The sequence below is a fragment of the Flavobacterium pokkalii genome (genome assembly GCF_014596575.1).
Lineage (GTDB): Bacteria > Bacteroidota > Bacteroidia > Flavobacteriales > Flavobacteriaceae > Flavobacterium > Flavobacterium pokkalii.
This window is the reverse complement of record NZ_NASZ01000006.1, coordinates 62,872-84,974: the sequence shown is the minus strand read 5'-3', so window position 1 is coordinate 84,974 and position 22,103 is coordinate 62,872. Positions and strand designations below refer to the sequence as shown.

13 protein-coding genes are annotated in these 22,103 nt (G+C 32.1%); 3 read left to right on the top strand and 10 right to left on the bottom strand.

All coding sequences use genetic code 11. The annotated features are described in order from the left end of the window. A complete protein-coding gene (locus tag B6A10_RS06190; RefSeq protein ID WP_188220154.1) occupies positions 1-2,565 on the top strand; it encodes a S9 family peptidase in 2,565 nt (854 codons plus the stop codon). Positions 2,566-2,652: 87 nt separating this feature from the next. Here the strand turns inward: B6A10_RS06190 and B6A10_RS06185 are convergent, their stop codons facing one another. The 3 genes from B6A10_RS06185 to B6A10_RS06175 all read right to left on the bottom strand — a co-directional run bounded on the left by B6A10_RS06185 (position 2,653) and on the right by B6A10_RS06175 (position 5,542). Continuing rightward, positions 2,653-2,907 (bottom strand): DUF6520 family protein, encoded by a 255-nt coding sequence (locus B6A10_RS06185; RefSeq protein WP_188220153.1) that lies wholly within the window; start codon positions 2,905-2,907, stop codon positions 2,653-2,655. Between the two features lie 82 nt (positions 2,908-2,989). Next, on the bottom strand, positions 2,990-4,504 hold the full coding sequence (locus B6A10_RS06180; protein WP_188220152.1) for a DoxX family protein: 1,515 nt from the start codon (positions 4,502-4,504) through the stop codon (positions 2,990-2,992). Between the two features lie 123 nt (positions 4,505-4,627). Beyond that, positions 4,628-5,542 (bottom strand): helix-turn-helix domain-containing protein, encoded by a 915-nt coding sequence (locus B6A10_RS06175; RefSeq protein ID WP_188220151.1) that lies wholly within the window; start codon positions 5,540-5,542, stop codon positions 4,628-4,630. Between the two features lie 342 nt (positions 5,543-5,884). Here B6A10_RS06175 and B6A10_RS06170 point away from each other — a divergent pair, with 342 nt between their 5' ends. After that, entirely contained in the window at positions 5,885-8,308 is a 2,424-nt protein-coding gene (locus B6A10_RS06170) for a bifunctional aminotransferase class I/II-fold pyridoxal phosphate-dependent enzyme/GNAT family N-acetyltransferase (RefSeq protein ID WP_188220150.1), read from the top strand. Between the two features lie 104 nt (positions 8,309-8,412). Here the strand turns inward: B6A10_RS06170 and B6A10_RS06165 are convergent, their stop codons facing one another. Beyond that, positions 8,413-8,796 carry a DUF7793 family protein gene (locus tag B6A10_RS06165; RefSeq protein ID WP_188220149.1) on the bottom strand — a complete coding sequence of 128 codons (384 nt, stop codon included), beginning with the start codon at positions 8,794-8,796 and terminating at the stop codon, positions 8,413-8,415. 348 nt (positions 8,797-9,144) lie between these two features. Between B6A10_RS06165 and B6A10_RS06160 the strand changes: the two genes are divergently transcribed. Continuing rightward, entirely contained in the window at positions 9,145-10,344 is a 1,200-nt protein-coding gene (locus B6A10_RS06160) for a hypothetical protein (protein WP_188220148.1), read from the top strand. Between the two features lie 466 nt (positions 10,345-10,810). Here B6A10_RS06160 and B6A10_RS06155 read toward each other — a convergent pair whose 3' ends face one another. From B6A10_RS06155 to B6A10_RS06130, 6 genes are all read right to left on the bottom strand, one after another. Beyond that, complete coding sequence (locus B6A10_RS06155) at positions 10,811-11,938, bottom strand: formylglycine-generating enzyme family protein (protein WP_188220147.1); 1,128 nt, start codon at positions 11,936-11,938, stop codon at positions 10,811-10,813. Positions 11,939-11,951: 13 nt separating this feature from the next. After that, entirely contained in the window at positions 11,952-14,432 is a 2,481-nt protein-coding gene (locus B6A10_RS06150) for an outer membrane beta-barrel protein (RefSeq protein ID WP_188220146.1), read from the bottom strand. Between the two features lie 140 nt (positions 14,433-14,572). Continuing rightward, positions 14,573-15,619 (bottom strand): GntR family transcriptional regulator, encoded by a 1,047-nt coding sequence (locus B6A10_RS06145; RefSeq protein ID WP_188220145.1) that lies wholly within the window; start codon positions 15,617-15,619, stop codon positions 14,573-14,575. Positions 15,620-15,846: 227 nt separating this feature from the next. Then, on the bottom strand, positions 15,847-18,642 hold the full coding sequence (locus B6A10_RS06140) for a sugar-binding domain-containing protein (RefSeq protein ID WP_188220144.1): 2,796 nt from the start codon (positions 18,640-18,642) through the stop codon (positions 15,847-15,849). A 27-nt stretch (positions 18,643-18,669) separates the two neighbouring features. Beyond that, positions 18,670-20,547 carry a sulfatase family protein gene (locus B6A10_RS06135; protein WP_188220143.1) on the bottom strand — a complete coding sequence of 626 codons (1,878 nt, stop codon included), beginning with the start codon at positions 20,545-20,547 and terminating at the stop codon, positions 18,670-18,672. Positions 20,548-20,558: 11 nt separating this feature from the next. After that, on the bottom strand, positions 20,559-22,040 hold the full coding sequence (locus tag B6A10_RS06130) for a sulfatase-like hydrolase/transferase (protein WP_202986203.1): 1,482 nt from the start codon (positions 22,038-22,040) through the stop codon (positions 20,559-20,561). Positions 22,041-22,103: the final 63 nt, after the last annotated feature.

The window sequence follows — 22,103 nt, the reverse complement described above, 5'->3', positions numbered from 1 at the left end:
ATGAAAAAAATAAAATTATATACATACCTTCTCATAGGTTTCCTATTGCAATTGACAAATGCTTATGCTCAGGAAAAAAAATTGAAACTCACCCCGGAAGAATTTCAAAAATGGAGCATAATACAAAAAGAAGATATAGCTCCTGATGGTCAATGGATTAGTTACATGCTGGATTATGAATCAGAGAACGATACATTATTTATTCAAAATACAGAGAATCTCAAGAGATTGTCCTTTCCCAAAGCCACTAAAATGGAATTTAGTCCTGATGGAAAATGGTCTGTTGTAATGGAAAAACAAGCCTTCTATTTGGTTGATTTAAAAAACAATCAGCAACAAAAAATAGAAAATGTAATTACTACTGAATTTTCAGCCGATTCACGTTATCTCTATCTCTTACTAAAGGAAAAAAAATTGCAGATTCTAGATTTAAAGACAGCTTTAAGTAAGCAATTTTCAGGAATTAATTCTTTTTTACTTGCTTCAAATAATACGCTGGCTGTACTGGATTCCTCAGGTATATCTGTCATTATATCAAAAGATAATTATAGTCGAAAACAGATTTTCCAAAAAGAAAATGCCACAATTACAAACATGCTTTGGAACCATACAGCAACGGCATTAGCTTTTACAGAAAAACTTCCTGCTAATAATGTTGTTGATTCAAAATACAACTTGTATTATTACGATATAACGGAATCCCGTCTAAGTATTTTTGACCCAAATAATAAACCGGAATTAAACAACCTTTTTGTAATGAACCCGGGAGTACTAACCCGTATGCGGTTTGCAGCAGATGATCAAAAGTTATTCTTTTATATGGCACCTCCTAATGTAAAGGAGAGTGCCGCCAATCAACCGGAAATTTGGGATACTGCACTCCCTTTAGAATTTCCAACACAAAAATATATAGGAGATACTAAAAAAATCCCAAAACTACTGTCTTGGAATCCAAAATCGGATAAAATACAACTGATAGGAACTAACGAACGCCCCGATGTTAAATTAAGCATGAGTAGAAAACTGGCAATTACCTACAACAATATCCAATACGAACCACAATTCACAGCAGAAAAACCGGTAGATCTATATTTAATGGATTTAGAAAGCGGAAAAGAACAACTTTTTCTCAAAAAACAAGAATTAACCACTCCTCAACTTGCTACCTCTGCTGATGAAAGATACATAAGCTACTTTAGAGATGAAAACTGGTGGATTTTCGATACAAAAACCAATACCCACAAAAATCTTACTGCAGCATTAAGCGTTCCTTTTTACGATATTGATTTTGACCGTCCAGGTACTGCACCTCCATTTGATAATGCCTATTGGACCGATAATAATAAGTTACTGCTAACGGATCAATATGATATCTGGATGCTGTCTCCCGATGGTAGTGCGAATAGAATCACTAATGGTCGAGAAAACAAAATCTCCTACAGTATCCCGTTTTCAGAAATTCCATCATTCAAACCTTTTTCCTTGTCAAATTTTGGCAGACCTTCTTTGGTACTTTCAAAAGGTCTAATTTTTCAAAGCATAGGGAATAATAAAGAAAGTGGCTATAGTTTGTACATGCCTAATAAAAAATTAAAAACATTATTTTATAGTAACTCTGGCTGTAGTACTCTCAATAGAGCAACAATGGGAAATTCCTATATATTCAAAGAGCAAACTGTCAGCATTTCTCCAAGAATTAAATTTGCCAACTCCTATACGGTAGTCCCAAAAACACTGTTTCAATCCAATCCCCAATATGTTAAGTATGAAATACCTCAGGCTGAATTAATATCATTTAAAAATAAAAACAAAACAGATTTAAAGGGTATTCTCTATTATCCTGTAGGATACAATCCAAATAAAAAATACCCTATGATTGTTTACATCTATGAAAAACTATCAGCTGGCTACCATAAATTCTTACGTAATAACAACTTTGATGGAATAGGTTTTAATCCTATAAATTACAATCTGGATGGATATTTAGTTTTATTTCCGGATATTGAATATCAAATTGGTAACGCCGGAAAATCAGCCTTGGATTGTGTAGAATCAGCTATAGAGGCTGTATCAAAAAAAGGTATTGTAGACCTAAATAATATTGGAATTATTGGACATTCCTATGGTGGTTGTGAAGTGAATTATATTGTCACCCAGACACCGCGTTTTAAAGCAGCGGTATCAGGTGCGGGCATAAATGATTTGACTAGTTTTTATTTCTATTATCATTTGGATACAGATAGATCGAATATGTGGAGAATAGAAAATGATCAATATAGAATGGGAAAATCTTTTTTTGAAGACAAACAAGGCTATCTGAATAACTCCCCTGTTATGCATTCCGATAAAATTACTACCCCAATGCTGATATGGAGTGGTAAGGAGGATCACAATGTCCCTCTGGAGCAAAGTATGGAATTGTACATGTCGCTAAGACGACAAAACAAAAAAGCTTTGTTGTTATTATATCCCGAAGAACAACATATCATTACAAAACCCGAAAATCAATTAGACCTAAAACAGCGAACCAAACAATGGTTTGATCATTACTTAAAAGGAATTTAAACAAAATTTAATTAAATATAGTAATAGACAATAAAGCCAGATTGGAATTCCAATCTGGCTATATCTTTTTCTAAAAAACAATATTACTTATAGTTTTCTGTACAAATGATTTGGACAGGCAGTACCTGCAGCATTCAATTCATACAATTGAGTGCCGGAAGCATCGGTACAAAAGATACCATTATTAGGAGTTTGGCATACTACTTCTGTTTCTTCACAAGGCGATCCCGGAATATATCCGTTTACATCCATTACAGCACTTTTTTCTGGTTTTACATTAAATGCAAAAGCTCCAGCTACGGCAAAAACGATTGCCACTAAAGGAAAAAATTTCGTTTTCATAACTATTAAAATTAAAATGAATGATCTACTCTATTACAGGTTTTCAATCGTTCCCCTGATACTGCGCGGTATATTTTAAAAGCTATTGCTTTATATTGTCTATATTCTTTTCACTTTTGAATCGATAACTAAAAAGATGATTTCCTCTAATTCCTATCAATAAATTTTTCCAAACCTGAAAATCACTCATCTTTTTATTTTTTTGATCATCTACATAAAAACTGTACTGATAGCTTTGGCTTACCAGATCATAAACATCAATTATAGAAGCGGTTGTCCACATTTCTTCCGGCTCGTATTTACCCATCAAAGCCGCATTTACATAAAGATACCGTCCAAAACTACTGCTCGTTTTATTGACTATTTGAGGTGGTGCTGAGAACTTACTCATTTGATGGGATTTGATATAACTCACCTTTATTTTAGCCTTAGTTGTAGTATCAATCGTATGTCCGATATAATCTGAGTTTAAAAGAGAATCAGCGACAATAAACTCATTACGATAATAATAGGTATAAATCATCTTATCCAACTCATGATTATACAATAGCATACCATCAGTATCAAAAACACCATCAATCTGTTTGACCAGCAAATGACTATTAAGTTGCGTGACTATCTTGCCGCTATCGCTAATAGTTCCTAAGATGTTTTCTTTTGTTGTACTGCTTAATGCTCTGATAAGCATCCTGTCCTTAGTAACAGGAATCATGGCATTAAAATAGGCAGCTCCTTCCATCCAAATATGGGCTTTCCAATCCGAAGTTTTCCCTCTGAAAATTACCGGTACAGTACCATCACTCAGATAAAAATAAGGTGGTCTCACAATAACCCGAACCGTATGAAACTCAAAAGAATTTTTAGGCAGACTAATACGAAAAGATTCTTTCTTTTTAAAACTGCTGTCAATTACAGTCATAGCGAGCGGTGCTACTTCATTAGCCAGATAAATTTTTCCATTAGCTACTCCTGCTATATAATAACTGGGTTGCTGTAAATCAAATTCATGTACAAATGACAATGGATGATGGGGAAATCGTCTTATAAAATTATTTCGATGATGAATAATGTCTTCAGAAAGTAGAAAAAGACCACCCACTAAAGCAATACTACAAAGACTGATAAAGAAAAGAGCTGGTATAGCTATCTTTGGTATAGTTTTATCCTGTTCAGATTGTAACCTAAGCAATAATAGAATTCCAATAAAAGCAAGGAAAACAAATACGATATTAAATATCAGGTGAGTTCTCCAACTCATCTTTTCTAAAATCCCACCACAAGAACAGGGAATAAACGAACTGAAATTTAAAATAATGATGATATAGCTGGTAAACATCAGCATAAGAGCAAATGCTCCATACAAGCCTATTAGTTTAAATCTGGAAGATAATAACAGAAAAGAAATGAATAATTCCACAAAAGGCACTCCCCATGAAACCGATCCGGCAAAAGCACTCAATAATGGAGATTGTCCCAGTTGTACCTGAAAAATTTCAAAATCCAGTAATTTACTCACCGCTGCATAGACAAACAATACAACATAGAGTAAACAAATGATCTCTATAATAAGCTCTTTTATTTTGATTTTCAGCTTCATAGTTTTACATTTAAATTCAACAATGTAAATTTCTGAACTTCAAAATAATAACAATTGCTTTATCTGGAGTAATAGTTATCCAAAACGGATAAATTGAAAATAGAGAACTTAATGTACTGTATATTATACCAAATTTAATGGCTCCAAACCAATACGAATTAATTCATTAGGTGAAATTCCAAAACGCTTTTTAAAGGATTTAGAAAAATTGGGATAATTATTAAAACCATTCACCACTGAAATATTCTTAAGAGGAAGCACTGTATGTTCAATCATAAAATAAGCCCTTTTTAATCGTTCTTCATTATAAAATTGATAAATACTGGTCTTGAAAAAATAACGGAAACCAGATTTTAATTTATACTCATTGGTTCCAAATTGTCGTGATAAATCTTTTAAAGAAGGTAAGGGTTCCTCCAAATGCGCGATAATATAATCATACACTTTTTGAATAAGGATTGCATCTACCCTTCTGGTCTTAACGACAGAATTATCATCATTTTTTAATGCTAGTGAACTATAGGAATTTTGACGGACTATGGTATCGAAATTCAATAACAATTCCGAACTATTATAGAGTTTGCTAATACTACATGAAACCGTAACTATCAAACGTTCTTTGGTAATAAAATCTAAAACTATTGTTATCGGTTCTGTTTCCAATCTACTAACTGCTCTTTCTAAACTGATAAAAGAGGTTTTATTTAGAATAGCGGACAAAGACTGCTCTTGTAATTCTGAATCGGAGAACCCTAAACAAGAACCTATTTTTGAAGTAAAACTTTTAATACTTAAGCTTTGATCAAAGATAAAACTTATATGATTTACATTCTGATTACTTTGATGTGTATTGACAAAACCATCATGAAAAATCGATTCTCTCATTTCCTCCGCTACCATATTAATCAAAACCGCTAAGGTTTCCAATTCGTCATCTATAGCACTCAATGGGATATTACTATTAAAATTACCTCTAGCCATTTCAAACAACATCTGGTAAATCGGGACTATTCTTTCTTGTTTAAAAGCTTTTTTCATACAAATGAATTAATAATTCAACTACACTAGTGAGCTGAACTTTGTTTTAAATAATTTATTTGAGGGAAATATTAATCTACATTAAAACCTACACCATCATTTACTTTATTAGAAGCATTTTGATTCAAACTATAGATTTTATGCAATCATTTAACAAAAATAACAACATTTAAAAACTATTTACTTGTTAATTAAGGATTATTTGTTGTTATATAAATATTTAGTTGTCAATTCGGGAATTAAAGTTGTCAATTCGGGAGTATTAAACCTTAGCATAATATTCTCTCAATTTTTATAATGAATTTTAGTCAAATTTCTTTACTCATTATAAATCAAGAGATCATGGCTAAAATTAAACACAACAACTTTATCGACACAGTAGATGATGTTCTATCAGGAGCAAAAAATGAAGGAGTATTACACCTCTATGCTGAAGACAAATTCTTATCTGGCAGAACCATTCAAATCAAAGGAAAAAAGATGTTTCACTTTGGTACTACAGGCTATTTGGGATTGGAACAGGACAACAGATTAAAACAGGCTGCCATCAAAGCCATTGAGGATTTTGGCACACAATTTCCACTTTCTAAATCCTATATCTCCCATCCTTTGTATGCGGAACTCGAAGCCAAGATTGAAGAAATGTACGAGATACCTCCCATCATTACCAAAAACAGTACACTGGGACATTTAGCCGTAATTCCAACTTTAATCAGGGATGAAGATGCGGTAATTATGGATCATCAGGTACACTGGAGTGTTCAGAATGCCTGTCAATTACTCAAATTAAGGGGAATCCCGGTTGAAATGATTCGGCACAACCAACTCAATATGCTGGAAGAAAAAATCAAATACCTCAGTAGCAAATGCAATAAAATTTGGTATATGGCTGATGGAGTCTATTCGATGTACGGGGATTATGCTCCAATAGATGAATTGATACAACTGACCCAAAAATACAACCAACTCCACCTCTATTTTGATGATGTTCATGGTATGAGTTGGAAAGGCAAAAACGGAACAGGTTTCGTATTTGATACTATCAAAGAACTACCGGAAAATATTGTAGTGGTAGGCACTCTGAGTAAAACATTTGGTGCCAGCGGTGCAACGGTGTTTTGCTCTAATGAAAAACTCAGAAATAAAATCAAAAACTTCGGAGGTCCCTTAACATTTTCTGCTCAATTAGAGCCTGCTTCTGTAGGAGCTGCAATTGCTTCAGCCAATATCCATTTATCCTCAGAAATTAATTTGCTGCAAAATGATTTGGCAGACAAAATAGCTTACTTCAATCAATTATTATCAAACGGATCACTTCCTATTATATCCAAAAATGATTCTCCTGTTTTATTCTTAGGAATGGCAACACCTATAACTGCATACAATTTTGTTCATCGGCTTTTTAATGAAGGCTTTTTTCTTAATCTGGGTATTTATCCTGCTGTACCCATAAAAAATACAGGAATCCGTATCACACTATCAGCTCATAATCAGAAAGACGATATTAAAGCATTGGCTCAGGCGATGGAATATCATTTTCCTAAAGCCTTGGAGGATACCAATAACAGTCCCGGTAAAATCCATCAGGCTTTTGGTCTTCACAATAAAAATATTGTTGAGAGTAAATCACAAAATAATTCAGAACTCTTTGTTGAAGTAAAAAATTCTATCAAAACCATTGATCCTGTAGAATGGAACAATTTAATTGGAAAACAAAACATACTCGACTACGAGGGCTTGCTCTATTTAGAAAATACTTTTAGCAAGCATCCAGACCCAACCAATCAATTCGATTTTTATTACTATACAATCAGAGATAAAGATAAAACCATTATTTTAATGACCTTCTTTACTTTTGGTATTTGGAAAGATGATATGCTTTCAACTGAATCTGTTTCATCACAATTAGAAGAAATCCGAAAAAGTAATCCAATGTACCTGACTTCAAAAATTTTAAGCATGGGATGTTTATTTACCGAAGGGCAGCATTATTATGAAAACAAAGAACATCCTCTTGCTCAAAAAGCACTTCAATTACTCTTAGACCTTGTTGAAGAAAAATACAATACTTTAAATGCTGACCGATTAGTCCTGCGCGATTTTAAAGAGGACAACAACTGGAATAAAACCATCCAAAACCAAGGTTACTTTAAAATCAATATGCCTGAATCCTGTGTATTAGAAAATGAAACCTGGTATTCTAATGAGGAATTTTCCGAAAGATTATCAAGTCGTTCGAGAAAACATTTCAATAAAGAAATTCTCGCCTACGAAAACCTTTATCATGTAGCGATAAAACAACATCTAAGTCCGAAAGAATTAGAAAGAGCTTATGAATTGTATAGAAATGTACAGGCAAATAATCTGGCGATTAATACCTTTCCTTATACTATTGAAGTTTTCGAAAATATGAATTCATCTAACAATTGGGAATTTATTATAGTAACATTAAAAGAAAATAAAAATAACTCTTTTAACGGCATCATGTTTTGCTACAAAAACGCAAAAAACGTCTATGTACCCGAATTAATTGGAATGGATTATAAGTGGGCAAAGGAATATCATCTCTACAGACAGCTGTTGTTCCAAACTATAAAAAGAGCCAACCAACTGGGAATTCAAAAAATAGACTTTGGTCTGTCTGCTACTTTCGAAAAGAAGAAATTAGGAGCTACAATTGTCCCTAAAGTAGCCTATATTCAGGCAAGAGATAATTATGTCTTGGAATTACTCAACAACCTTCAAAATAATCATAAATTGAGATAATCAAAAGAAATGCTGTCTGAATCAAACGAGTTCAACTTGATAATTGTATTAAGTTGAACTCGTTTCATTTTAAGTTATACTTTCGATATTTTTTTAGTTCAAATTCAAACAAATTTCATTAAAAAATTCAAAGCATCAGCTTCTTTAGTAAAAACCTTAGTAGGTACCGTTGGTTTGTTAATTTGCATATAAAACATACCTATCATTTGCAAAACCTCTTCCTGCACTAAGAGTGCAACAGCTGTAGTTAAAATGGAACCGGTCTGAGCCAGATAATCCCTACCTGCTTTTTCGGTAGAAATTACTCCACGAACATCACATAAAACAGGAAATGAAAGTTCGTTTTGAAAATGGATTCTATCAGTAACTACCTGTTGGGCAACTTTCAAATCTAAGGTGGTATTTTCTTTGTATTCGAAACGGAGAATAGAGTCTGCTATCCAAAATCTTGCATATTCATTCTCATAAAAGTCATGAGCTGTAATCATCTTTTATGAATTTTAAATTATTCTTACAAAAATAGAAACATCTGATTATAAAACCTTTGTCTTTTCCGGATTATTTATTGTGTTTTTTACGTTTCTTATGTCAAATCGGGAATATGAGTTGTCAATTTGGGAGTTTTATAGATACAGATGAAAAAACTTTCATTTTTTATATTGAATTTTATAATCCATAGATAAATTCTCCCTAAGACAACTCAAAACCAACAACATACAGTAATAAATTCAATCAGAAATTAGAATTACAACTATTTGATATAAACCTTTCTGATAGTTTAAAACAGCATTGATTACCCCTTGAGTGAAAATAACTAACAAGTTTAAGTAGTGCTAATGGAAACAACTAAAACATATCCTTTGGAATGGTTAGATTCTTTGATTTCAATCACACTGAATCCGGGAAATAATCATGTTTGTACCATTACCGCTGATGAAATTAAAGACATCACAGAACAAATTTTAAAAGAAATACTTTATATCCAGACTCAATTGAACAAACAAATATTTCTTTTTACTAAAGAAAGTGAAATTAAACACTTAATTCAAAAATACCATTCCTCACTTATTATTCTACAGGATATAGTGGTTTGCAATCAAAATAAGGATGTTTTCAAAAGTCCGCATTTATCCAACATCATGAAAACTTTATTCAATTGTCTCGATGAATTATTGACCTACATAGAAAGTCGATTTTTTAGTTATTTGAATATCGATGAAAGAGTTCCCATTTCTTATCTGATTGTAACCAAAAATGAATTAAAACTAAAATTTGATTGCCTAAAATCACGATTAGAGAAAGCAGTCGATAATAAAAACATTACCGATATTATATTTGATGTTTTTAAATTTTCCAAAAACAATTCTTCATTAACCTACCGAGAAGTTTTGTACAGAAAGAAGTTAATTCAGGAATTGGAATTATTTTGTGAAAACCACCAAAAAGCAAACACTTTTTCAGCTATTGATGAACTGCTTGTATTTCTGAATTTTAACAACATTAAATACATGAACTATTTTAAGCGTTCCATCATTCAAAAAATTGATTTATTTGAAAATGAATCCGACCGATTGGACAAATTATTGTTCTTCTTAAAAGAATTCAATCAATTGTACACTAAGAAGAATATATGTTTCAATCACAAAAATCGAAATCTCAAAAAAGTAATCATTCATTGGTTCGAACAGGAAATCATATATCTTGAAAAAAAGATGGAACAGTCAATATATCCTTTTATTGAAAACGAAAAAAAGATTGACAACACTGCTGGAAAAAATATCGAAAACAAAATTACCTGTCTTTTATCTGCTGATCAAATTGCCTTATTTTTAAGAGCCGCAGATGAATCGAGAATTCTCAATGCAAAATCAATGAGTGCCGTTTTTAAAACTATCGTCCCACATCTCTCTACTCCTTTTAAAACGGAACTCTCCTATCAGTCTGTTCGAAGTAAATCCTATAATGCAGAAGATAAAGACAAGGAAATTGCCATTGAAACATTAGAAAAAATCATTCAAAAAATTAAAAGCTATTAAGTAGATTTATCTTTTAATAAAAGGTATTACTAAACTTTTTATTTTTTCAAACAAATTCAGCTCTCAGTAAAGGAAATAGTAGCTACTTATCAACAACTTACTCCTACCTTCACAATAGAATTTAATTACTTTTCTTATTTTACTCATGTCTGTTATTTTGTTTGCCATAATCTACTTTTTTTAAGCGAATTTATGATTCTAACAGAATGAAAAAGATAGTAGTTTTTAATAATTAATTTACCCAAAAATCAGGTGGTCAATTTGAACAGGAATGGGGTGGTCAATTTGACCGTTTTTTCCAATATAAGGATTGATAAAAATAGCTTTATCTAAATTATTTTTTTAATATTATTGGAGTACTTCCTTCTTGATTTTAAAATTAACTTCAAACTTTCTTTTAGCATCATAGTTTTTTTTATTACTATTTGTTGTCTACCTATTTCATTATTTAAGTATATCTTCAAAATCATCTGACACATCTAAATCCTATATGATTTGCAGTTGATTTGATTTCTCCATGTCCTCTTGAACCTACTAAGTATCGGGTACAATATTCATCCGTACATAAAAAAGAACCGCCTCTATGAACCTTTGTTAAAGCATTAGGCTCTCCCGAATAATTACTTCTTTCTGGTCCTTGTGGATTTCTGGCGACTTTTCCACTTGCTGATAATAGTTCATAATAATCTTCACTATACCAATCGTTAATTAACTCCCAAACATTTCCTGCCATATCATAAAGTCCATAACCATTAGGCTGGTATTGCGCTACTGGAGCCAATCCTACAAAACCATCTTCTGCTTTATCTCCCTTTTCAACAGGAAATTCTCCCTGATAAATATTCGCCTGAAATTTACCATTAGGTTTTAATACATTCCCCCAAGTATAGGAAGTACCTGTCTTTCCTCCTCTGGCTGCAAATTCCCATTCTGCTTCCGTAGGCAATCGTTTTCCTGCCCATTTAGCATAAGCTGCTGCATCTTCAAATGCAATTTGCACTACTGGATAGTTGTCTTTTCCTTTTAAATCGCTATCCGTCCCTAATGGATGTCTCCAATTTGCTCCTCCTACATACTGCCACCATGCCAAATAATTATTTAAGTCAACTTTACTTTTTGTTGGTGTAAATACAGCTGAGCCAGCTATCAAATCTGATAATGGCACTCCAGGTAATTCTTCGGGAAGTGGTTTTTTCTCTGCAACAGTAACATAGCCTGTAGCTTTTACAAATTCAGCAAATTCCTTATTCGTAACTTCTGTTTTATCCATCCAAAAACCATCAACATATACTCTGTGAATTGGTCGGGCATCATTGGTTACTCCTTTGATACTACAAAGACTTTCATCATCAAAATTACTTCCCATGGAAAACTCCCCTCCAGGTATCCAAACCATTCCTTCATGCTCTTCCTTGGGTTTATTATTTTTATTTTCTATTGTTAATTCAAACTTAGGTTCAGCATCTTGATTTTCATCCTCTTGATTTACTTCTTTTTTTGAAGTAGAAGAATTAGTCAAAAACCATAAAAAACCTATTAATGGTATAAGCATAATAAAAATGATTCTAAATAGTTTTTTCTCTTTATCTTTCATATTATTCATTTAATTAAAATTCTTTTTTCCCAAATTCACTATCTATAAATTTCGATTTGTTCTTTGTCTTTGTAAAAGTATATGATAAATTAAGAATCACCATATCTACTTCGTATACGTAGTTTGTAGTGGTATAAAAAGCATTAGGAGAATAGGTTGTAATTCTTTGCTCATTTGATTTTAACAATCCCATATCAATATTTTGCCATTGTAAAGTTGCAACAAGCTGATTATCGAAAAACGTTTTTCGAAGACTCAAATTTGGGGAATAAAAACGAGAATCCTCACCTTGCGCAGTTATTCGTTCAGACAAATAATTCAGTGTAAATTGCAATGAAGTTGTTTTAGAAAAATCATAAGTACTGTTTGCATTTATAGAGAATTGAGTTGCTTTTGAATCAACTATACGACCGTTAAAAAAACCATCTAGTTGCTGATTATATACGTTGCCGCCTATAAAATTATTCCATTTATCTGTTAATTTAAAATTTGCACCTAGCTCTAGACCTAATGCTCTACCTCTACCAACATTTGTATATATTCTATCCAAAATAGTATCGTTTAATACCCCTACATTATCGTATGACCTCGTATTGACACGATTAATTAGATTTTGAACGTTTCTGAAATAAACGTTAGCAAAAACCGAACCAGTTTCTTTAATTCTCTTATTGAATCCAACTTCAACTAAATCTGTAAACTCTGGTAATAAATTTTTATCTCCCTGCTCAAAAGTTTCTGAATGTTCTCTTTCCTTAAAAGGATTCATTTGATAAGTAGGTGCCCTATCAACACGTTTACTATAGCCTAATTTTAATTTTAAATCATTTTCCATAGTATATTGAACAGAAGCAGATGGAAATAACTTGACATAATCATAGGCTAGATTTTCGGCTTGTTGATCATAACCTTTTAAATAAAAATCACGCTTCATTGATTCTAATCGTAAACCAGCTGCATATTCCCATTTATTTGCGCTTCCATTTAATTGTGTATAAGCCGAATGAATTTTTCTATCCAAATTAACCACACTGGTAAATTCTGGAACAATTTCGAAATCACCGGTTGTAAGGTTTCTTCTTTCATAAATAAAATCCCCTTTATTCAAAAAACCTCTGTATTGATAACCTATTTCGATTTTACCAAAAGAAAAAGGTTTAAAAGCATAATCTAATTGTGCTCTTGTTCCATACACTGGATTATCATTAGTATTATACTCATCTTGGTATACTTGGCTTTTATCTAAACTTAAATTCAAATTGGTCGTTGGACCTCCCAATAAACTATATTCATACAAAAACGAAGAGGTTAATTTTGATTGATTTTTAAAAATATGGGTATAGTCAAAACTTCCTAATGCAAAATCACCATCGCGGGTTCGTAAATTTTCATTCAGATAATCAAAAGTACGAAGCTCGCTTCCATCAGTTAATGATGTGGTTGAATTGTTATATACAATATTAGCCGTTCTGTCATTTTTTCGTTTACCTCCATAAAAGGCTAAAGCAAAACTATTATTTTTATTTGGGGTAAAATCAACCGTAAGCCGACCGCTATAATCTAATAAATCAGTACTACGCTCCCCATCAGATGGAAATTGTGTTTTATAATTTTCAACATCATTAATCGTAAATACATCACCTTCTCTACGTCCGGTAATGTCACTACGAGAATAGCTTCCTCCCAATGCAATATCCCATTTATTCTTTTTTATAGAGTAAGTTCCATCAATTCCATACCGGTGTACTGGGGCTTGATTATTATAATCTTGGATAGAAGGAAAACCTCCTTTTATATTTAATTGGGCAAATTCTCCATTTAAAGATCCTTTTTTGGTAATAATGTTTAAAATACCTGCTTTACCATCAGGATCATACTTAGCTGAAGGTGCTGTAACAATTTCCACACGTTCAACTGCATTAGCGGGTAATTGTCCCAAGATTGTTGAAATATCTCCCTGAGTAGGTTTTCCATTTAATAACACTTTAAATCCTGTAGTACCTCTAACGCTTATTTCACCTTGACCATCCATAGCAATTGAAGGTAGGTTTCTTAAAACATCAGTAGCTGTTCCTCCTTTACTATTTTGGAAGGCCTTGGCATCATAAACTTGGCGGTCTATTTTGTTCGTTAATGCTTTTGTTCCGTTTTGGATGACAACATCATTTAATTGGTTCTCTGCCGATAGTAAAGAAATAACGCCTAAATCAATTGTTTTATCTCCTTTAATTACAATATCATTGAATATTTTTGTTTTAAATCCTATGAACGAAACTTCTAAATAATAATTCCCGTTTTTAATGTTTTTTAAATTAAATTTTCCAGAAACATCAGTAACCACTCCCGCAATTAATCCTTTATTTTTTGATGAGAACAAAGTAGCTGTTGCGTATTCTAGGGGATAATCTCCATCCACTACTTTAGCTGTTATTTGACTATTAACATTTGTAACCAGTAACAAACTGATTATTAAAAAAAAATTGCAAAATTTCATTGTTTAATTTATTTACTTTTCAAATTATCTATACAAATTTATAATTATATTAATTACTAAAATATTTACTAATTGAATATAAATTTAAATGATTAACTACTCAGAAAAACTAAGAATTTAAGTACAAAGGATATTAATCCTCAAAAAGAACTTCTTTCAATCAGAGTAAATGGATTTTTAATTTTGCCTTTTTCATTATTTATAATCATATCCGCAGCTATTTTTCCCATATTAGCAAAATCTGTTGATATGACAGAGAGGTTTAACAAACGTTTGAAAGGTGTTTCGTTGTAAGAAATAACCCCAACTTCCTTTCCTAACATCAAATTACAAGTATTTATTAAATCTATTAGCTTTACCAAATCATCATCAGATACCACAATAAATAAATCACCTTGATTGATAACGATATCCTCTTCTATTGTATTTAAAATTTTGAAATCAAATAATTGTTCATTACAAAACCTCATAAAACCATAACATATCTTATTAAGATATGGAAAAGTTTCCCCTTTTGTAATAACTAAATTTAGAGTACTGTATTTTTTAATTTTTTTTAATCCTAATACTAAAGCATTATAAATATCATTTTCAAAATCCTGATAAATTTCAATTATATTACCATCAATCTCTAAATCATTATTATCCATTATTATGAGTTTATCTCTTGGGATACTTTTAATTGCAGCAATCGACTTTTTCTTTAATGCTTTTTCTTCTGAATGAGCTATTTTAAAATGCGGCATTATAACATAATAATCATATCTATCTTTATTTTTTTCCATTAAAGATAAAAAGAGCGATTCATTACAATGATATACTTCAAAATCAGTATGAAATTTAGCTCCTATATTACGAGTAAATGCATCATATATTTTCAATTTATAAGGACTCAACTTATTTATCAAAAAAAGCACATTTATTTTTGAAATTAAATCAGTAGAATTAACGTACAGACCTTTCCCTTTCCTAGAAATTATTATTTTTTTTTCTTTTAAAACGTTATAGGCTTTTTCAATGGTATCTCTAGACACATTATACTCTTTACTAAAGACATTGATTGAAGGAACTTTTTCATCCATTTTGATGTTTCCTCTAAGGATATTGTAAATAAAACTATCTGCAATCTGCAAGTATAATGCTTTTCCGTTATCTTTAGAAAACTTTAAATCTTTGAGTAAATTCATAATGATAATTTAGATTTCTTATTAAGTTCTTTAAAAGAATAAAAAGTAATTAAAAACCATAGATACCAAATTATAAATTAGGGATTGACATCAATGATTAAATTAAGAACTATATTGATTTAACATTTTTATCTAAAAAAAATCACTCAAAAATACACTATCAAAACACAAAATCTGTCCTGTTCTGTATGGTTGATAAAAACAGTTCAATTATTTAATTTACAAAATCAATTATAAATATCTTTAGCTGAAAAATTCCCTTGTTTTTTATCTGCTTTTATTTTTTTTAAATCCTCTATTGAAATTGTTTTTGTAGGATTAAATGAAGTACCACTCATATACTGCAACAAACTATATCGCAATTGTCTTGCTACAGGTCTTTCTTCTAATTTAGAGGTCAAATCCATAGAAGAAAAAATTAGTTTCCCATTCCCAATTTTTGCTTCAAAAACGGTTGCTAAATGATGATTGGTCACAAAATTGTCAATAACACGAACGATAGGAGTAACATCTAATGAATCAGTGATAACAGATTTTGATTGAATACACAAATCCCACCATTGCCAATCAGTATGTGTATCAGTTGGAAAATTTTGTAAAGCTGGATGTTTTTTATCCACTAACAATCCCATAGTAGCGGGTTGATTAGGAAAATGAACGGGACTCCAAAATACAGGTACAAATCGACCGTCTATTCCTTTTAGTGTTTTATAATCAGGATTCAACAACACTTTTTTGCCTTGATTGAGAGCTACTGAAGCCTCTTCAATAGATGAGGTAACAACCACATCATTAGCAGTTGTAGCAACAACATTTGGATACACCCAAATAGACCAATTGTTTTTATATTTTGTTCCTTTTAGACTCACTGTTAATGTTAATCTTTTTGCAGTTGTTGTTGTTACCGGATATTCAATGGCACCTATATTTACATTATTTCCAATCGTCAAACTAACACCGTCCACATTCCCTTTTTTTACAACTGTACCTGCATCATCAGTTAGTGTCCAATAAATAGTTTGATTTTTTTTCTCTTCAAAAAAGTTAGCCACTTCTATTGAAGCTGTAAATTTTTCTCCAGATTTATAAACCGCTTTTTCAAAACGAACAAGAGGTACAAGCTCGCTATTGAATTGTCTAAACTCTTCCGCTGAAATGATTCCTTTTGATTCCCAAAATGCGTTTAATAAACCAACTAATGCGGTTCCTTGTCCAGGAAAATCTTGAAGTTGTAACAACTGAAAACCATCAAAACTCGGTGTTTTCAAAGCGCGTTCTATTTCCTCTTTATATAATAACGCTGCTAGTTTTCCCGAATTATACGTAAAATCTTTAGCTGAACCAATTAAGCCTTTCTTTTCTAATTCTCTCTTCACAGCAATAAAATTAAGAGGTTCTAAAACACCCTTGTATTTTGAAATTTCACTCATATCAGGGTAAACAGAATATTGTCCTATTTCATGTGATACCAAAGGGATTTTTACATGCTCACTTGTTGCTGTGTAATCAGCATTGAAATGAGGCGATTTATCATTAAAAATACCTTGTCCTCTAACCCAACCTTTGTCTGTCCATTGTGTAATAAAGAACTCATCCTGAGGTTCAGGACGTGTTCCCATAGGTTTTTGAAAAGAAAAAGAAGTAGTCGCATACATGTGTCGGTTGTCTTGTTTTTTTAAATCTTCAACCATGGTATTTAATACTGCTGCATCGCCTTCTAATTCATTTCCCATTGTCATAAAAAGGAAAGAAGGGTGATTTCCATAATCACGAATTATTTTATTAGCTTCTGCTTTTAAATACTGAGTTGTTTTATCCTCTTGACCAACTTTTAAACTCCACTGAGGCAGTTCTACTTGACAATAAATTCCGGCTTCATCTGCTGCTTCAAATGCTGCTTTTGGAGGACACCAAGAATGAAAACGCAAATGATTCAAACCATAAGCTTTTGCTTGAGAAATTAGCTTTGCCCACTCTTTTTTCTCCATTGGCGGATGTCCCGTTAATGGAAAAATCACACATTCTAAGTTACCTCGAAGAAAAATTCGTTTTCCATTTAATGTCAAATTTCCATTTTTATTACTGACTTCCTTATAGCCAAATCGAGCTTTAGAACTTCCTGTATTTGAAACAATTTCGACATCATAAAGAGCAGGATTAAACTCATTCCAAAATGCAAGGTTTTTTGGCCTATCAATTTCAATACTAATTGAGTTGTCGTTTTCTATTAAGGCCTGTATTTTTTCATTAAATATAACTTCACCTTTTACGTCTCTAATGATACAATTCACTTTGTTATCACTAAATTTAGATTGACTAAAAGTAATTTTTAACTTATTATCCTTTACATTAGGATAAATCTGTATATCGTTAGGCGTATTTTTATCTGAAACATTTATAGACAAATCACCTAGAATACCATTCCATTTTATTTGAGTATGATTCGTATAAGCATGTGCCATATCTTGATTTACAGGATCTGGGTATTTTGTTCCAGCTACATTTATCAATGGGAATTGGTTCGAGTTATCAATACAAACAGTCAATAAATGCTTTCCTGGAGTTAAATGCGTTGTTAAATCATACACATGATTCCCAATAAGACTATTAGCTTTACCTACAAGTTTACCGTCAATATATACAGCAGACTCCCAAATAATTCTTTCTAGATTCAATTTCACAACATTCCCTTTCCATGAGGCTGGAATTTCAATCTCTCTCTGATACCATGCTTTCCCTATATATTGATGCTTTCTAGCCAAGTTAGACATCACATAATTATTGATAGCTGGCTCTAAATTGTTTGGCTTTCCAATACCTGCATCATCCAAAGTTCCCGGTAAATTAATTTTGGTTCCCATAAACTTTTTAGCAGCCCAATTACTGCTCTCTCCAGTATTTGTAGAATCTAATTTGACCTGCCACTTTCCAGACAAATCTATTTGATCTATATTAATAGTTGAACAGGCACTTGTTAAGACCAGTACAAAGAATACAACTGCAGGTTGAAAAAATTTCATCATTTTTATGTTAGTTTAATACTGTTGATTTTATATTTCTTTTCTAATTTTTTGACTTTCCAAAAAATCATCACACGCACTCTTAATGTGATAATTAAGATTTGGTGTTTCTAACAATTTGGAAACAGTAGTCTCAAATGGTGTCCTATCTTTAAAATAAAGTGCGTAATTTATACTCATTAAAGACAGAGTCCAGTCTTCATTTTTGCAAAATTTGTTTAATATCTTTGCAGCATTTTTTTTATTAAACTTTTCATATAAAATAGCTGCGACAGTTATAGATACTGGGGGATAATCATCATGAAGCGCTTTATTCAAATCTTTTTTATAGGCTTGTAAAAGTGCTTTATCCTGTGACATTAAACCTATACTTGCCCAATAGCGAACGATTTTATCTTGATGTTTAAGATTTTTAATTTGTGCTTTTACAAATTCTTCTCCTTTTTTACCTGACAGGGATGCTACTTTATATATTTCATCAAAATTATAATTGGCATCGTCTAAACGATATTCGTAGGGTGTTTGTGTTTTTGAAATTTTCACTATTTCATATTCTGGCATGAACAAGATGTCTTTTGCTTTTATAAGCTCACTATCCATATAGTGCCTCATGTTTTCTAAAACAGATTTGTATTTTGGGTTCTCCGCTAAGTTCTTGGTTTCCCAAATATCATTTTCTATATCATACAACACCTCCAAAGGACGTTCATTAAAAATACGCGATTGCAATGCGTTAAGCTTATTATGTTTTAAGTCGTTACGCATATGCTTTGTGATATCAGCAATTTCTAAATAATTAATGTATCGTACTTCTGGAATGAATGGCATAAAATTCCTAGAATACACATATTTCCCGTCGGTTACACTTCTTACCAAATCTAATCCATTATCTACCCTATCAGTAGAAAGCAAACGATATTTCTTTTTGTTTTCCCTCGATTGACCTAAAAACGGTGTGCCTTTCATATAATCTGGTACTTTCCCACCCAATAAATTTATGATGGTTGGTCCCAAATCTTCAAAAGTTATTAACTCATCAGACACGCTAGCGGTTCCCCAAGGAGAAAGGTGCTTCCATTTTTCTGGAAACCAAATTATAAAAGGAACGCGATATCCTAAACCAATACCATTAGTCTTAGCTCTAGGAATACCTTCCCCGTGATCTGCATAAAAGAAAATAATGGTATTGTCTCGTAACTTATCCTCTTCAAGCTTTGTTAGTAATTTACCAATTTTATTATCAGTAAGTTTTATCGAATTATAGACTCTCGCAAATTGTTTTCGCATTTCGGGAGTGTCATTATAAAAAGGTGGCATTTCAAAAGCGTCATCTGCTATTCTGTCTTCTTTTGGAAGCTGATTCCAAACATATTTTTCATACTGCTCAAAAGTCCAAGACATAGTTCTTGATTGATGAGAATCATCAAAATTAAATACTGAAAAAAATGGTTGTTTTTCCCCTCGTCCGTCCCAACTCGCTTTTTTAGAACACTCATCCCAAGCTTCTTTTATAAAATCTTTTTCATTAGCAATATTATAGTCTGTTTTGGGATTATTAGAAGTATAATATCCTAGTTTTTTTAAATAATAGGGGAAACCTTTTATATAATTAGGTATTGGATATTGACTTCTTTGATGGCCAGTACCCATTGTGTAAGTTTTTGCCCCGGTAATAATAGTAGACCTACTTGCTGCACATACCGTTCCTGTTGAAAAAGCATTGGTAAAACGTATACCTTCTTTTGCGAGTTTATCAATAACAGGTGTACCAGCATCTTTATTGCCATAACAACCAATAAACTGAGGCGATGTATCTTCAATGGTTACCCATAGAATGTTAGGTCTGTCTTGTGCAGAAACTAAATTTAATGACAACAAAATGTAAAATAAACAGATATAACGCTTCATAAAATTGTACTTTATTTTTTTAAAATTTTAATCATTTCCTTTTCCATTTTTGCAACTATCTCAGGGAATTCTTTATAAACATTCAGGCTTTCAGATGGGTCATTATCTAAATTGAATAATTGCACTTCTTTTCTAAATCCAGGATCAACAAATTTATCACTGATCCATTTTGGCACTTGTTGGTCTTTTGGTTGTACATACTTCCAGTTACCCATTCTTAATCCAAATGTATAAGACTCTTCCAGTAAAAAATCACGTCCTTTTTCTGTTTTACCTAACCATGTATTAATAAGGTTTTTACTGTCGGGAGCCGCTCCTTTTACTGGTTTTTGATTTACTAAATCGGCTAATGAAGCATACAAATCAACTTGTGAAATTAACGCTGAACTTGTTCCTGGCTTTACCTTTTTTGGCCAATGCACTATAGTAGGCATGCGTGTACCTGCTTCATAAACGGAATATTTAGTCCCTCTATATGGTCCACCAGGCTTATGAGTTCCCAATAACTCTGTAGCATAATCTAAATAACCATCGTCTAATATAGGGCCGTTATCACTCGTAAATACGATTAAAGTATTATGGAGAAGATTTACTTTCTTTAATTGTTCTGTAATTTGACCTACGCACCAGTCCATTTGTGCAATGACATCTCCTCGAGGTCCCATCGTACTGCTTTCAACAAATTTTATATTAGCGACCCTTGGTTGATGTATATCATGTAGTGAAAAATATAAAAAGAATTTATCTTCTTTATTTTCTTCAATAAACGCATTTGCTTTTTTGGTAAGTACAAAAGGGAAATCCTCATCTACCCATAAAGCTTTTTTACCACCATCCATAAAACCTATACGGCTAATTCCATTGATAATAGCTCCTTGATGATAGGGGTCTGTATGCATTTTTAATAACTCAGGATGTTCTCTACCTATTGGGTAGCCATCAATTCTTGTTCCGTAACTAACCGTAATGGGATCCGATAAATCCAAGCCAACCACTTCTTGATTTTCTAAAAAAATACAAGGCGTTCTATCTCCTGTTGCTGGAATTAAAAAACTATAATCAAACCCCACTTCTTTTGGTCCAGGACTCACTCTTTTGTTCCAATCAATTTTTCCTCTGCCAAGTCCTAAATGCCATTTTCCTACAACACCCGTTGTATAACCCGCTTTTTGTAACAAAGCAGGAAGTGTTTCTTTGTTTGTATCAATGATTAAAGGGGCATCACCTTCTAATATAGCTGCATTATTTCTAAAAGCGTATTCACCTGTTAAAAGCGAATAGCGTGATGGAGTACAGGTTGAGGCACTACTATGAGCATCTGTAAAATTCAAACCATTCTTCGCTAAATAGTCAACATTTGGCGTTTTAACTCCAATCGCCCCATTGACACCTATATCTCCATAACCTAAATCATCGACATAAATGATAATTATATTGGGATCGCCTTTTTGAGCAATCCCAATATAATGAGCCGTAAGTGTTAGTATTAACAACAGAAAGTTTGCTATTTTATTTATCATTATCATCTGTTTTTAAGCTTTCTATCAAATTAATCC

Excerpts from the sequence above, each read along its gene's own strand:
- B6A10_RS06190 (WP_188220154.1), top strand. The coding sequence starts at position 1 with ATGAAAAAAATAAAATTATATACATACCTTCTCATAGGTTTCCTATTG.
- B6A10_RS06185 (WP_188220153.1), bottom strand. The coding sequence starts at position 2,907 with ATGAAAACGAAATTTTTTCCTTTAGTGGCAATCGTTTTTGCCGTAGCT.
- B6A10_RS06180 (WP_188220152.1), bottom strand. The coding sequence starts at position 4,504 with ATGAAGCTGAAAATCAAAATAAAAGAGCTTATTATAGAGATCATTTGT.
- B6A10_RS06175 (WP_188220151.1), bottom strand. The coding sequence starts at position 5,542 with ATGAAAAAAGCTTTTAAACAAGAAAGAATAGTCCCGATTTACCAGATG.
- B6A10_RS06170 (WP_188220150.1), top strand. The coding sequence starts at position 5,885 with ATGGCTAAAATTAAACACAACAACTTTATCGACACAGTAGATGATGTT.
- B6A10_RS06165 (WP_188220149.1), bottom strand. The coding sequence starts at position 8,796 with ATGATTACAGCTCATGACTTTTATGAGAATGAATATGCAAGATTTTGG.
- B6A10_RS06160 (WP_188220148.1), top strand. The coding sequence starts at position 9,145 with ATGGAAACAACTAAAACATATCCTTTGGAATGGTTAGATTCTTTGATT.
- B6A10_RS06155 (WP_188220147.1), bottom strand. The coding sequence starts at position 11,938 with ATGAAAGATAAAGAGAAAAAACTATTTAGAATCATTTTTATTATGCTT.
- B6A10_RS06150 (WP_188220146.1), bottom strand. The coding sequence starts at position 14,432 with ATGAAATTTTGCAATTTTTTTTTAATAATCAGTTTGTTACTGGTTACA.
- B6A10_RS06145 (WP_188220145.1), bottom strand. The coding sequence starts at position 15,619 with ATGAATTTACTCAAAGATTTAAAGTTTTCTAAAGATAACGGAAAAGCA.
- B6A10_RS06140 (WP_188220144.1), bottom strand. The coding sequence starts at position 18,642 with ATGATGAAATTTTTTCAACCTGCAGTTGTATTCTTTGTACTGGTCTTA.
- B6A10_RS06135 (WP_188220143.1), bottom strand. The coding sequence starts at position 20,547 with ATGAAGCGTTATATCTGTTTATTTTACATTTTGTTGTCATTAAATTTA.